General features: G+C 62.8%; 10 protein-coding genes. 5 read left to right on the top strand and 5 right to left on the bottom strand.

From position 1 onward, the window contains the following. Positions 1–133: 133 nt before the first annotated feature. From AB6A66_RS17180 to AB6A66_RS17170, 3 genes are read right to left on the bottom strand one after another with little or no spacing between them, the layout of a single operon-like run. A complete protein-coding gene (locus tag AB6A66_RS17180; RefSeq protein ID WP_371056851.1) occupies positions 134–1,393 on the bottom strand; it encodes a hypothetical protein in 1,260 nt (419 codons plus the stop codon). Further along, a complete protein-coding gene (locus tag AB6A66_RS17175; protein ID WP_371056850.1) occupies positions 1,386–2,927 on the bottom strand; it encodes an McrB family protein in 1,542 nt (513 codons plus the stop codon). The genes AB6A66_RS17180 and AB6A66_RS17175 overlap by 8 nt, the downstream gene beginning before the upstream one ends. Continuing rightward, positions 2,927–4,093, bottom strand: coding sequence for a DNA cytosine methyltransferase (locus AB6A66_RS17170; protein WP_371056849.1), 1,167 nt, complete (start codon positions 4,091–4,093; stop codon positions 2,927–2,929). Before AB6A66_RS17170 ends, AB6A66_RS17175 begins: the two co-directional genes overlap by 1 nt. A gap of 634 nt (positions 4,094–4,727) precedes the next feature. On the opposite strand from AB6A66_RS17170, the gene AB6A66_RS17165 reads away from it, so the two are divergent. The 5 genes from AB6A66_RS17165 (at position 4,728) to AB6A66_RS17145 (ending at position 12,290) form a co-directional block, all read left to right on the top strand. Then, complete coding sequence (locus AB6A66_RS17165; protein ID WP_371056848.1) at positions 4,728–5,414, top strand: hypothetical protein; 687 nt, start codon at positions 4,728–4,730, stop codon at positions 5,412–5,414. Positions 5,415–5,986: 572 nt separating this feature from the next. After that, positions 5,987–6,946, top strand: a complete 960-nt coding sequence (locus AB6A66_RS17160) for a TAXI family TRAP transporter solute-binding subunit (protein WP_371056847.1) — start codon at positions 5,987–5,989, stop codon at positions 6,944–6,946. A 13-nt stretch (positions 6,947–6,959) separates the two neighbouring features. Continuing rightward, a complete protein-coding gene (locus AB6A66_RS17155) occupies positions 6,960–8,753 on the top strand; it encodes a TRAP transporter permease (RefSeq protein ID WP_371056846.1) in 1,794 nt (597 codons plus the stop codon). Positions 8,754–9,213: 460 nt separating this feature from the next. Continuing rightward, positions 9,214–9,537: a helix-turn-helix transcriptional regulator gene (locus AB6A66_RS17150; protein WP_371056845.1), complete on the top strand. Its 324-nt coding sequence runs from the start codon at positions 9,214–9,216 to the stop codon at positions 9,535–9,537. Continuing rightward, positions 9,534–12,290 (top strand): hypothetical protein, encoded by a 2,757-nt coding sequence (locus tag AB6A66_RS17145; RefSeq protein ID WP_371056844.1) that lies wholly within the window; start codon positions 9,534–9,536, stop codon positions 12,288–12,290. The genes AB6A66_RS17150 and AB6A66_RS17145 overlap by 4 nt, the downstream gene beginning before the upstream one ends. 525 nt (positions 12,291–12,815) lie before the next feature. On the opposite strand, the gene AB6A66_RS17140 is transcribed toward AB6A66_RS17145, so the two are convergent. Next, positions 12,816–13,403, bottom strand: coding sequence for a hypothetical protein (locus AB6A66_RS17140; protein ID WP_371056843.1), 588 nt, complete (start codon positions 13,401–13,403; stop codon positions 12,816–12,818). 291 nt (positions 13,404–13,694) lie between these two features. After that, on the bottom strand, positions 13,695–14,286 hold a 592-nt coding region (locus tag AB6A66_RS17135; RefSeq protein ID WP_371056842.1), incomplete at its 5' end, for a hypothetical protein.

Genomic DNA, 14,286 nt, shown 5'->3' with positions numbered 1-14,286 from the left:
CTGCGCTATTGTGGATTATTCATGTCTGAATTTCGGGAAACCGACCCTCGCGGTGAGCGCCATTGAGCTTCAGAATGATCTGTGACCAGACGTTTTTCGAGGATTGAAACCTAACTTCCGTGATGCATTCCATTTACGTATAGTCGTGTGCGCCGTCGATCATGCGCAGGACATTCGCGGCGAACCGGTCAGCCTCAACATCTGGATCGACGGCAGCTAGATCATACCGCAGCAGGACCATTTCCTTCCCGGATGCGGTCGTACCAAGAAACCGTGACGTATCGACCCCATCCGCCGGGCACACGAAACCGCCGAGGCTAACGGGCATGGCGTCCATGAAGGAAAGCACCTCATACCGGTCTGACTCTTTCGGGTCCGGCTTATACTTCGCATCGAGGACAGCGATGACCTCGTCGCCCCGGCAGATGATCATGTCCGGATGCACGGAGAATACACCGCCGTCACGGAAGAAGGGTCGCGGCGCGGTGTTGCCGTCCTGAACGCGGTATCCATGCTCCGCCAGGCGCGCGGCCAGTTCTCGGCGCAGAAATGCTTCGAATACCTTCGACACGTCGATAATCAGCGAGTCCAAGCGGACGAAACCGTCGAAGCTGAGCTCCGGGAGAACACTCTGCAGGATGAGGTAAGCCGACCAAAGGGGATCCCTGTAGTGCGGCAGGCGTGGTGAGAGGGTGTGGATCTTCCGCGAAAGCTGACGCACAAGGTCGCTCTTCGCGCCATCCCAATCGGAGATATGCCACATGTCGCGATACAGGCCGCGCGCCTCCGGCAGCATGGCGTTGCGCCGGTCGTTCTCCGAGAGCCAGTCGATGACCTGTTTCAGGGCCATCTTGAGCGCGATGTTCTCGATCGTCGACGGGGTGAGGACGTTCTGCTCGAACTCGTGCCTATAGCGAATACCCTTCGAAGCATGCTTCCGGACCGTATCCGACGCCAGCAGACGCCCTCGCCATGGCGCCTGGTGTTTCGGGGGCAGATACTCTTTCATGTAGCCCCGCCGGGCGATCAGCTTCACGCCGTCGATCAGTGACCTGGCATAGATGCGCTCGGCATTGTCCGTTGCGACGAAGCGGGGCATGTAACCGCGAGCGAAGCCCGATATCGCCGAGGGGATCACCCCTGACCGGACCAGCATGTAGGATAGGTTCGCGATCGTCGCCCGGGGCACAACGCGGACGGCGAGGTCCGGCGTCAACGGGATGGTGCCGACGAAGCGTGTCGCCCGCAAAGCGATCTGCCCGCCGCGCATCGTGGCCGTCAGGTAGCCTTTCGTCGTGATCCTCTCGTCGAGCCTGAGCTCTCCGTCCTGCAGGAGCGCACTGACCCGCACCGAGAGCTCCTCGAACTCCCGGCATTCAATGATCTCAGGCATCGTCCGCCACGCCCTCGAGACGGCGAACCAGTGCCTCGAAGCTCGCGGTGAGATTCCCCATTGCGCCATCGTTCAGCTCAACGGCATGAACCGCCGCGGGTCGCATCCGGTATTGCCAGACGAGCTTCAGGTGATCGACGCTCTTTACCTCCGCGAAGAACGAATGGCCGATGCCGAAGGGAACGAGCCTCTGCGCCGCATCGAACCAGGCGCCGATGTCGGAGATCTGATCCTGGGTGAACCCTCCGCCCTTCTCCAGCAGACTTTCTGCGACCTCCCGGGATGGCGATACCTCAATGTGGTCGAACCGGCGAACGAAAGCCGCGTCGACCTGAGCCACACTCCGATCATAGGGGTTCATCGTCCCGATCATGACCAGGTTCTCCGGAACCGAAAAAGGCTTCTGTGAGAACGGCAGCCTAAACTTCTCTTCCCGATAGGCTCTCTCGATATAGGTCAGCAGCTCGCCGAAGATCCTGGCGGGATCGCCGCGATTGATCTCGTCGACGATAAGGACGACGAAGCCCTTCTCCTCCTCAAGTCGCCTAGCACGCTCACATGCGAGGAGAAACGTCTTGTCGACGACCCTGAAACCCGACTGGGATGTCTCGTCAGGCCGATAGCCCTCGACGAAATCCTCGTAGCCGTATGACGGATGGAACTGCACACGGAAGATGTCCTGCTCAGGATCCTTGACAAGGTGCTTCCCGATCCGCTTGGCATAGTAGGATTTCCCTGTCCCAGGCACGCCCGTGAGAATGATGCCGGATGTTCCCAATCCGAGGAGCTTCTGCACTTGCACCAGGATCGGGTCGTCGAGATCCATGACGAAAGGTTCAGGCTCCGGCTCCGGGAGCGCGGCCGAGGATTTCACGTCGTCGACAAGCACGCTCAGGATGGCGCCTTGGTAGTCCTGTGGTTCCGCGGCATCGGCGAAGATCTTGTCCGGATCTTCGGGATGAAAGACGAACAGCTTCTCGTAGTCTTCGTCCCTCTGCGGGAATGCACCGCGAAACGCCGCCTCGAGGGCCCGGGCATCCGCATCGTCTGGGAACTCACTGTCCCGAAAGAAGAGCATTGCGATGTCGAGTGTAGGAGCGCGAGCGACATCGGTGCCCTTGGTCAGGACCTTGTCGCGGAAGATGTCCGCATAGTTGTCGGCGAGCTTCCATTCCTCCCCGTCGTCAGTGGTCCGCCGCGAGGCAGCGTTCCATTTGCCCGCAAAGGTGTTCTTCCGGATCGTAGCCGAGTTGCTGTGAGGGAATCCGGCTTCCGCCCGGCGCAGGGTCACCGGGTTAAAATACGGCTTCGCCTCATTGCCGTCGTCCAGACGGAAATACTTGTCCCAGAACTCGAACTCGTGCGGCGTCTCATTCAGGATTGTGGCTTGGCCGGGCGGATTGCCGGCGCCACGCTCGATTAGCGCGAGCATGGGGAATAGGTGCGTGGCGCCTTGGCTCTTCGCCTTGCCACGCCAGTTCGACAGGTTGTTCAGGGCCGCGGCGACCCTTTCAGTTCGGATCTTCTTGGGCATCAGGCAGCACGGCTACGCTGCTTGCCCGCCTGGGAGAGCATCTTCACGATCTCTTCGCCGATCGCCCGCCCAAGAAGAGGCGGCACAGCGTTTCCGATCTGCCGAGGGAAGCTGGCCCCGACGAACTGATAATGATCGGGGAAGCTCATGAACCTGGCGGCCTCACGATGAGAGATCGCGCGGTCTTCCCATGGATGGAGGAAAGGTCCCGATGCCACGTTCTTGTAGTTGCATGTGATAGTGTAGGACGGCTTCGCGGGATGGAGGCGATGATAGAGCGTCGTGCAATCGCGGCGGAGAGCGCCGCTCGAGATCGTCCGCATCTTCTGGAACCGCGCCGGCAGAGCTTCTACGGGAACGGCACGGAGACCTTCCCCTTGGCCGATATGGTCCGCCAAAGACTGCGCCTGAGCAGACAGGGGCCGGCCGATATGCAGGGTCACCTCCTTGGGCGCGCCCGTCCTGCAGTAGACTTGGTACGGGTTTTGGGGAGCGCAGGCGTAAGGGCGCTCGTTCTGTTTGTAGTCATCTCCCATCAGTGGCAAGTCGCCAATGGCCTCCTCGACAGTGACGTAAGGCTTGAGCTCCGGCTCGTCATCGGCGCCATGTGTACGCGGAGGGAATGACAGCTCGATTTCGTCCACACGAGTACCGATGAAAAGGATCCGATGCCGCAGCTGGGGGACGCCATAATCAGCAGCAAGAACCTGAGCGAAATCAGTACGATATCCTATCTCGTCGAAAGCAGCCTCAATCTGTCTGCGGAATGCACCCTTTCCATAAGTGAGCATCCCCCGGACGTTCTCCATCAAGAACATCTTGGGCTGAATTTCCTCGACGAGCCGAACAAAGTGCTTGAATAAGAAATTTCGAGGGTCGTCCTGCATCCGCTTCCCATGGGTCGAGAAGCCTTGGCAGCTTGGTCCGCCGGCGATCAGATCGATCTCACGAGTGCCCGCCAGCTCCATGAGCTGCTCTCCGGTCACCTCAGCTACATCGCCTTCGACTACTGGTACGTTTGGATGGTTGTGCCGGTATGTGGCGACGGCATGCTTGTCAAAGTCAACGCCTGCCACCGGACTGATCCCCGCCTGACGCAGACCTTCGCTTAGTCCGCCTGCGCCGCAAAATAAATCGATCGCCGTCGGTGAGGAACCTGAAGCCATGCTCGCCTCTTAGTCTGATTTTTCAGGCAGTGTGCCATGAAGTGCATAACGAGTCGCCGGGAACAATGCAAGAACATTCAGAATCTTGCTTGCATTCCCTGCGGTTGCGCCAACGTCTGGCAAGTCGCTAGCGATGCAACACCGAGCCGGCACAGTCGCACAAAAATGCAGCCTCGCCCGGGCCTCGGTCGTTCGGACTGGTCGCATCGAACGGCCGCATTGGCGAACGTTCGATGCCTGTTCCATATCCCCGAGCGCGACCGGCGTCGAAGTGTTTAGGTCGAAGCCGCGAAAACCATTACACACCAATGCCTTAGAAGCTATTCACCAAAATGGCGCAGTCATCAGGTCCAGAGAATATCGGCCATGAGAGACCGGTTCCGGCCCTCTCTGCGCCGGCGCCGGTGCTCAGCCCCTCTCGCATAACCTTCGAAAACAACGAGAAAATCCGGCCGTAGCCGGATCGGGAGAACGCTTTCGCGGGGGCAAGTGGCGGAGGAGATGGGATTCGAAACCTTTGGCAACGGGAGCTCCCCAATCATAGCGTGCTGCTCGAGCCGTCATCTCGCGGGTTGGGCGCTGCGCCAAGATGGCATAGCTTGCTCAGCCAACCACCGTACCCAAGGAGAGCCGCTTGAACACGCCCCCAAAGGCACAGGACGTCTTCCCTAGCCTCAACGAGGCTTTCGCGCGACGCGTCCAAGCTGACCTGTATAAGCGCTTCGGTGACGAGGCGCCGACAATCGCGTGGGAGGATTGGTGTGCGCTGAAACCCGATCTTGCGAAATACAAAGATCACGCCGAGTATTCCCGCGGTTTTCTGAACAAGGGGCAAGCAGAGAAGCTTCGCAAGATCGCGAGGAGCAGTTGGACCCTCAGGAAAGTGATCGACGATGCTTGCGAGGAAGGGCTGGAGCTGATCGTCTCCGAATCCGTCGAGCCTACCGGTCTGGAAGAGTTCCGAGACGGGCTCACGCGCCTCGCCCATGAGTTGGATCTGGGTGAGAAAATCGCGCCCGACTTTGAAGACACAACGACGCGCGAGCTCACAACGAAGCGCGAGCTCTTCGCGAGTTTCGAGATGTGGTGGACAAGAGTTAGCGGTCTGGACGCCAGAATCGCAGAGGGCTGGCAGGGTGAGACGCATCCCACCCCGTTCATGTTTGTCGCCAACGAGGTCTTTAATCTACCACAGCTCCCGGGTCCAATCGGCGCCTCTTACAAGTCTCTCAAGGATCTGCGACGCGCTGACCGTCAGAAGAAAGCGCAATTCAAGCGCCTGGCAGCGGCGCTCGAGAAACTTCGGCCGCGTAAGCCCTAGTGTTCACCACCTGACAGAAGCTACCCGAGGGAAGCAGGGTATCGAACGCCTGTCCAGCAATTCGGAGAAAAACTGCCGGATGACGGCTAGGCGCCCTCACCGGACGGTCGCCCCCACTTCGGATGCAGCAAACGCAGCAGGCCGTTCTCAGCCTCAAGGCTGACAGTCGTGCGGGCAGCCTCCTGTATCGGGTCACCGACAAGAAGGGCGGCAAGGTGACGTTGCCGACGCCGGTCGTCGACGGCGGCTACACTTGGCCACCAGACTGTCAACAACGAGCGCTGGATCCATTATGCGGCAGCAAAGGCGGCGCGCGTAAGGTTGTCTTGCCCCCGTTTCACCGGACACTCAGGCGCCAGATGCGGAAATGCTTGCTCGGACCATGCAAGAGTGGCCTGCGGGAGCGAAGCACAATTCGCTCGAGCCGTCGAGGGCGCTCGCGGGGGACTGTCGCGCGGGGTCAAAAACGAAGCCTGAACGGCCATCGCTCGGTTGGTGCCGGTGAGAACGTTCAGCTTGCGAAAATGCTGGCTTCACGTCAGGGTCCCGAGCAAAAGGGAGGAGAAACAAGCATGTCCTACATCGTAAGGTCAGTCTCGGTCGCAGCAGCCGCCCTTTGCGTGCTGGGCACCGTCGCAGTGGCGGAGACGCGGATCACCTACAAATCGGCCAAGGCGGGCTCATCCTACTACCAGATGGCGGTGGAGATCTCCGAAGCGATGAAGGCCGGTTCGGACGGCGAGATCTCCGTCACGGTAGAGGAAAGCCAGGGCTCGGTTCAAAATGTCATGGAGGTGCGTGCGCGCGGCGGCGATTACGTATTCACGACGCCGCCGGCGCTGATCGGGCTCGCCCAGGGCGGCCGGGCGATGTTCGAGGGCCGCGAAAGCCCCGCCTTCGACGACATCCGCGCACTGTTCCCGATCCCGTCCCTGACCATGCATTTCGTGATGTCCGCGGACAGCGGGGTCGAGACGTTCGAAGACATGGCCGGCAAGACGATCCTGCTCGGCAGCGGCTCGTTCGGGGCGCGAGAGGGCGCGAAGTATATCGAGATGTTCGGCTTGGCCGACAGCGTGCAGGTCGCCGATTCTGAGTTGTCGAACGCGGTCAGCGCGCTTAAGAACGGGCAGATCGACGGGTTCGTCACCGCCGGGTCCTATCCCGCACCGAACGTGATCGAGGCCGCCGCCTCTACCGGTGTGTCGGTTCTGTCGCTCAGCGACGCCCAGGTCGAAGAGTCTGGACGCACACGTCTGGTCATCCCTGCCGGCACGTATGCTGGCCAGACAGAGGATATCGTGACCACCTCCCTGCCGGTCGTGGCCTACACGACCACCAAGATGGACGACGACACGGCCTATCAGCTGACCAGGACCTACTGGGAGACCAAGGCGCAGATGGCCGGCATGTCCAGGTGGTGGGACGGCGTGTCGACCGAGATGCTGTCGACCATCACCTCCGAGATCCATCCCGGCGCGCGGCGCTACTACGAAGAAATCGGTGCACCGCTGAACGACGCGCACATGTGATCAAGGCGCTCTGATGACCGCTCTCGACGCCCCGGACGCGACCGGGCGGGCCCGCCTTGCTTGGATCGCGTTTGGCGCGTTGAGCGCGGTGTTTCACCTCGGCCTGATCTTCTACGGCCTCGTGCCGAACCTCGTGGCGCGCCCGCTGCACATGGCGCTCGCGCTGCCCTGGATCTTCATCTACGCGGCGGCGACGCCGGTCGCCCGGTCCACGGGCGTGGTGCTGACGGCGCTTGGCGTGGCTGCCTGTCTGTGGGTGGCTTTCGAACACGACAGCCTCCGGAACCAGTATGGCTTCCTCGAAGATGACCTGCAGTTCTGGATCGCGGCAGCGCTGCTGCTGGTCGCGCTGGAAGGCGCGCGCCGGGCGATCGGCTGGCCCTTGCCGGCAGTTGCCTTCCTCGCGCTGCTCTACGGTCTGTTCGGCCAGCACATTCCGGGCGCGTTCGGCCACGCGGGCACGCCCTTGCCCAGCTTTCTCGGCACGCTGACCATCGCCGAAGGCGCTCTCTGGGGCAGCCTGACTGGCGTATCGGTCGGCATCGTCGCTGTCTTCGTCATCTTCGGTGCCGTGCTGAACGCGGGCGAGGCCGGGCAGGGTTTCATGAACGTAGCCTCCGCGGCAGCCGGCCGGCTGACGGCCGGCGCGGCGAAGGTCTCGGTCCTTTCCTCGGCGCTCTTCGGGTCGATCTCGGGCTCGGCCTCGGCCAACGTGGCCTCCACCGGGGCGATCACGTTGCCGGCGATGACACGGCTGGGCTACCCCAAGCGCCTGGCTGCCGCGACCGAGGCGGTAGCATCCTCGGGCGGGCAGATCATGCCGCCGCTGATGGGTGCAGGCGCGTTCGTCATGGTGGAACTGACTGGGGTGCCTTACCCCCAGATCATGCTGGCGGCGCTGCTGCCCGCGGTGCTGTATTTCCTGACGGTCTGGCAAGGGCTGAACGCCTTTTCCCAGCGATACGACCTGCAGCCCGTACCGGAGAGCGATCAGCCCGACCGTCGGCAGGTGATCATCACCTCGGTTTTTTTCCTGATCCCGTTCACCACGCTCCTGACCGCGATGTTCGTCCTCGGCTACACGCCGCAATACGCCGCCGCGCTGGCAATCTTCACCGCGTTGGCCCTGCTGTTCGTTGATGCCACGCTGCGTCCCAATCCGGCGCAAGGTCTGACGCGGCTGGGCGACGCGATGCTGAACGCGGGCCGGCAGGTCTCGCTGATCGCGTCGGTCATCATCTGCGCGTCCATTGTGATCGGTGTTCTGGGTATCACCGGGCTGGGGGTCAAGATCACCTCCGCGATACTGTCCGGGTCGGGCGGCATGCTCTGGCCCGCGCTGTTGCTGACCGCGCTGGCGTGCCTCCTGTTGGGCATGGAGGTGCCGACGACCGCCGCTTACGTCATCTGCGTTTCCGTGGCCGGCCCTGCGCTCATCGAGCTGGGACTGGAGCCGCTCCGCGCGCACCTTTTCGTGTTCTGGTTCGCGTTGATCTCCACCATCACGCCGCCCGTCTGTGGCGCCGTCTTCATCGCGGCGGGCATGGTCCAGGAGAACTGGCTCAGGGTCGCCTTGACCGCCATGGCATTGGGGGTCGGTCTATATGTGATCCCGCTGGCGATGATCGCGCACGCGCCGCTGATCCAGCTCGGGTCGGAGCCCGGCGCGGCATTACTGGCGTTCGGGCTCGTCGGGCTGGGTCTCGCAGGGATATCACGCGGGCTGATCGGCAAGAGCGATTTCCTTACCCGCGGGGGGCTTGTGGCAGCAGGCAGCGCATTGTGTTTTTCCGGGGTTCTGTTGTGAGCGTCGGTTCTCTTAGAACCGCCTCCAATGCCACCCGACCCCATTCGGCGCTCGGCTACCAGACCCCCGCGGCCTATGCCGCCCAACTCGCCGCAATGGGCGAACGGCTCTACGAACCGGAAACGTTCCGCCGTTCGCCCATTGTTCCTGTCGCGCAAGCGGGCAATTGTCGACCGTCGGCTCTGGTTTCAACTGGATGAGTATGGGGGGGGCAGAGCAGCGCCACCCGGGTCACGTGATGCTTCAGGTGCAGCGAACGACCGAAAGGTCCGCATAGCTGCCGCTTGCGCCCTGAAAGCAACCGAGCCCGCGCCAGAAGCAGTGTGGGAGCCTCTTGTCAGGTGGCGAACACCTTGGCGCTCGGGGATAGGCGCGCTGACGTTCCGAAAAATCGTCTATCCCTGAAATTGGCTCTGCATGCCGTCATGTTCTGCTCACCGCAACCAAAAGGAGAGCGAACATGGACGCACGATACAGCAGCAAGAATTCCGAGCCGGACAAGCTCATCCCGTTTTCGGACGCATTGGCCTATCTCGGCATCAGCCGGAGTACGGCCTATCGGCTCTTGGAAAGCGGTGAGCTGCCCAGCCCCGTGAAGATCGGCGCGCGCAACTTCTTCTCCGCGCGGGAACTTCAGGCGTGGATCTCGGAAAGGCTTGCCGAGCGAAACGGACAGCCGGCCACTGCCCTGCGCCAAACGCGCCAGACTGCGAGGCGCAGCGTTCGAACCCCGGCCCCGAACATTGCGGCGACTGAAGACGAGAATGAAAGGAACGCCTCATGACCGCGCAACAACTCATAACCGTACCCCAGAACACGCACCCACCTGCGTGCCTCACCATCGCAACCGCGACAAGACCGCAGTTTCTCACGAAGCGATTTTGCCTCGAGGACGGGAAGCTCGCCAAGCACGCCGGGGGCGTGCTCATCGCCGGTTCCGCTGAGGTCCGTGAAATCCGGACATTGCAAGACTTCGCCGCGCTCCTATTGGAGCTCGCGTCTGACCAGGCCCTGATCTACGGCCGGCCGGAGGCCACCTCCATCGGGCTCACCACACGCGAGGCGTGGGAGGCTGACGGGCGGCCCAGCGATCGCATCCCGCGGACCAACGACACTTTCCACTGGCCCGAAGGCCCCGCGATCATGATGCTCGATTACGACCCGGAGGACGGATCGGAACCGCTCGGTCACGAGGCGCTGGTCGAGGTGGTGCGCATGGCCGTACCGGCCCTTCGCGACATTCGGATGCTCTGGATGCCCTCGGCGTCCTCCTTCATCCGCAACGCGGAGACGGGTGAAGAGGTGAGCGGGCTCAAAGGTCAGCGGCTCTACCTCCTCGTCGCAGACGGGCGTGACATCCCCCGTGCGGGCAAGGTCCTGGGCGATCGGCTCTGGCTTCAAGGTCACGGCTACATGAAAGTCAGCAGTGCGGGCAGTTTGCTGCCCCGAACTCTGGTCGATCAAATGGTCTGGCAGCCGAGCCGGCTGGATTTCGCGGCTGGCGCGCAGTGCGAAGGGCCCCTGGTTCAGGACCGGGGCGAGCCCATGCTGATCGCGGGCGAGACCGAAATCGTCGATACGAAGGCCGCCTTCCCGGACCTGCGCGACTCAGAGAAACGGGTCGTCGACCAGTTGCAGGCCGAAGCCCGCGCCGAAAAGCGCGAGGAGGCGGAGGCCGCCAAGGCGGCCTGGCTCGACCGGCGCGCCGGTGAGATCGCCGGAGACGGGGCGTCGGCCGAAGCGTTTGCCGCAGCACGCGAGACGGCGGCGCAGGCGCTGGAGACGGATGTTCTGCCGGGCGCGTTCGTGCTCCACATCGTGGAGGGGCAGCAGGTGGTCAAGCGGACGGTTGCCGAGTTGCTCGATGCGCCGGACCGGTTTGATCGGGCGCACAGCCTCGACCCGCTCGAGCCCGAGTATGATGGCGCGCGTGCCGTCGGCATGCTTTTTCTCGACGGCCCCCGGAAGAGGCTGCACAGCTTCGCGCGCGGCGGAACGACCTACCGTCTGACACGGGATCGTCGGGCGCTGGAGATCGTCAAAGGCGAGATGAGTGCCGCCGTCGATGCGACGCTTGAGGTGCTCCGCGAAGATCCGCAGCTCTTCGACTTCGGCGACGAGTTCGTCCTCGTCGACCGTGGGCGGATCCACCCGCTCGAGGAGCCTGCGCTGCGCCACTATCTCGGCGGCGTGATCCAGTTCTTCGAGCATCAGGGCGCAAAACGGCGTATGGCGTTCCTCGACCCGCCGACGGAGCTCGCGAAGCGAGTGCTCGCGCTCAAGGCGCGGCGCGATCTGAAGCCACTGACGGGGATCATCACAGCGCCCACGCTCCGCCTGGATGGGACCGTTCTCGAGGAGCCTGGATACGATTCGCAGACGCAGCTCTTTTTCCATCCGCCCAAGGGCGCTCAGCCCATGTCCCTGGGCGCGGCACCGGGAGCCGACGAGGTCCGGTATTGGCTGGAGATCCTCTGGGCCCCGTTCGAGGAGTTTCCTTTCGTCGATGCGGTCGACCGTGGGGTTTTTCTCGCGGGGCTGCTCACCGCCGTCCTGCGCCCCGTGCTGCCCACCGCACCGGGCTTTGGCATCGATGCGCCGACCCAGGGCAGCGGAAAGACACTCCTGGCCAAGTGCCTCGCCGCCTTGGCGGGGGAAGGAGATCCCCTCGTCTATCCGCATGTCGATGCGAAGAACGAGGACGAGATCCGAAAGCGCTTGCTGTCATTCTTCCGAACGGGGGCATCGGCGATGGTCTGGGACAACGTCCTCGGCACGTTCGACTCCGCGGCGCTGGCCGCGACCTTGACGAGCGCCACCTTCACGGATCGCATCCTCGGCCGGTCGGAAAGCGTCACCTTGCCCAATCGCGCGCTCTTCACCATGACGGGCAACAATCTGGCACTGCAGGGCGACCTCGTGCGGCGCATCCTTGTCCGCCGGATCGACCCGAGGATGGAGCGGCCCGACACGCGCGCGTTCGACGTCGATCCCCTCGCCGAGATCCGTGAGAACCGCCAGCGCTTCGTGGGAGCGGCTCTCAATGTGCTTCGGGGCTACCTGGCAAGTGGCGCCGCGCCCCCTCATGGACGCATGGCCTCCTTCGAGGCGTGGAGCGACCTCGTCCGGGGCGCCGTGTGCTGGGTCGGAGAGACGCACAAGGACTACGCCTTCGGTGATCCGATGGACGCGGTCGCCAGAGCGGTCGCCACGGATCCGGATCTCGAGGCGCTCTCCGAACTGCTTAGCGCCCTCGAGGCGGTCTTTGACCATGAGCGCTTCAGCTCGCAGGACGTGATGGCCACTGTGGCGAGGTACAAGGACCCGACGATGCGTCACCATGTGCACGAGGACGTGCCCCCGTACCGCCTCTACGAAGCGCTCCTGGCGATCAATGACAAGGCCGTTGCCACCCCTGCCACGCTCGGAAAGGCTCTGGGATATCGCAAGGACCGGATCGCCGACGGCCGGGTGCTCAGGCAGTCGAAGGACGGGCACAGCAAGAAGAGCCTCTGGCAGCTGTGCCCGGCCTCGTAGACCCGAGAGATGGCGGAGGGTGCGGAGGGTGCAGAGGGTCCCATAGGCCGTGTTCAGTGGGTATACTCTCTGGCCTGGATCTCCTCAAAATCACCCTCCGCCCCCTCCGCATCCTCCGCAAACGCAGTTTCCGGCGCCTCACGGGCGCAACGGCGAGATCGAGCGCCGTGGGATAAATGGGCGCCCTCCGGCAAGCCCGGCGGATTGCGCGACGGATGATGTCGCAGCTCATGGCGCCAGGTTCCAGAAGACGCCAGGCAGCGGACCATGCGGCAGTTCCACGAGGCGGCCGCTACTGTGCCCCCCGTTTTGCAACCACCCCGACCCCAGCATGCTGAGCGCAGAACGACATGTCCGCGCTAGCGAGGCGTGTGCAAGACCAGGTCGAGCAGGACCGTGGCCCCCGAAAAGTGACGAGGCGCGCATCCCTGCAGACCGCTCCCCCGAGAACTTGGGCGCCAAGCGCGAGCGGGGCTTGGCCCGCCGGCGCTCTCATCGAGAGCCCTTACGAGCTCTCCATGTCGCTCAGAGGTCGCCGTAGCGGTCCGACACCCCATAGGCATCTCCCGATCCACGGCCATAGCTATCGTCCTGCGGCGAGATGCGGTTCCAGCAGTCTGTCCAGCTCGTGAACGCCGCGGTGAACCCCATCAGCGACCACGCAGCGAGGGTCCTGTTCCCGGACGGCGACTTGAGCGCGACGGCGCGCCCGCGCATGAGGTCGCCCAAGAAGGATTTCACCTTCTCGACCTCCTCCGGCTGGAAAGCGAACGTGACGAAGTTGTCCTCGAACTTCGCGCCGTGCAGCTCCCAGCGCTCGTAGTCGATGTCCAGCACGAGGGTGTCGGTAAACGAGCCCGACCATGCATCGAGGTCGTTGAGAATGAGATACATCACGACCTCCTCGTCCTGCCAGGCGGTGATGTCGAACGTGTCGCCCTGTCGGTTGTCGGTCTTGGCGGCGCAGGCTTGCAGGTCGGGTCCTGGGTGGTACTCGTGCACGACATACCAGTCGCGGTTCTGGAAAAGCAGGGTGTTGTCGCTCTGCGCGGCCGTGGGCGGAGCGGTCGCGAGAGCGGTCAGGGTCAGAACAGTCGCGATGATCCTTTTCATGGTTGCGGCCTCCTCAATGCTGTGCAGACAGGCTGGGCGAGGAGTCTGGTCTCGGTTAGGCTGACCTCTGGCGTGAATGTGTCGGTGTGTTCGACGGCAGACATCATGCCGATCCCTGTCGCTCGTCCGCTGAGCAGGTCGCGCCTCGCGGAAGCCTTCCCACGGAAGACCGCGATCACGCTCATTGCCGCGAAGGACATGGGACGTCAGCGAGGTCGCCGGCAAGGCGCTGCAGCACTCGAGACCTGTGCCATGAACACGCTCGGTCACGCCGAGGCGTCGGGCCATCCGTCAGCCTTGGAGGTCTTCCAGAGCTTCTACGCTTTGTCGAAGCAACTCCCCGTAACTCGTCTCACGTGGCGTCTCGCGGGCCTCCGACCGCGCCTCCGCAATCAATCGCGCCACTTCAACGACCGTATCGGGGTCGACCTCTACAGCCTTGGGTTTTGGATAGACATAGGCAAGGACGCTCTTCCAGGCGGCAATCGCCTGCGCGCGCTCACCGTCCCTCTCAGCCGCTTCTGCCAAGCGAATGAGGGCGTCGACCGGGCACTTTCCCTGGTCGAGGATCTTTTCTGCCAGTTTTTCGCCGAGACGCGAGCGAGAGCCTTTTGGCCGTCCGGCTCCAGATCGCTTCCCACCATGCCCGTTCCGATTTGCCATCTTGATTTCCCTGCATTCCATTTCAACCTGAATATAGTTTATCAATCCGTTATTACACCTGTATATCGTGGGTCTTGGGCGTTTTTTTGAATCTTCGACGCAGTTGCGTGGCGACGGCGTCGGACGACCTATCCGCCAATCGAGGAAGCGCGTTGCAGCGGCGTTTGCATTTTCGGACGCGTGATGCAAAATTGACGATTGCATCTTGAGAAGAGCCCTA

Source organism: Rhodosalinus sp. K401 (assembly GCF_041365735.1).
Taxonomy (GTDB): Bacteria; Pseudomonadota; Alphaproteobacteria; order Rhodobacterales; family Rhodobacteraceae; genus Rhodosalinus.
This window is presented reverse-complemented; position numbering and strand designations above follow the sequence as displayed.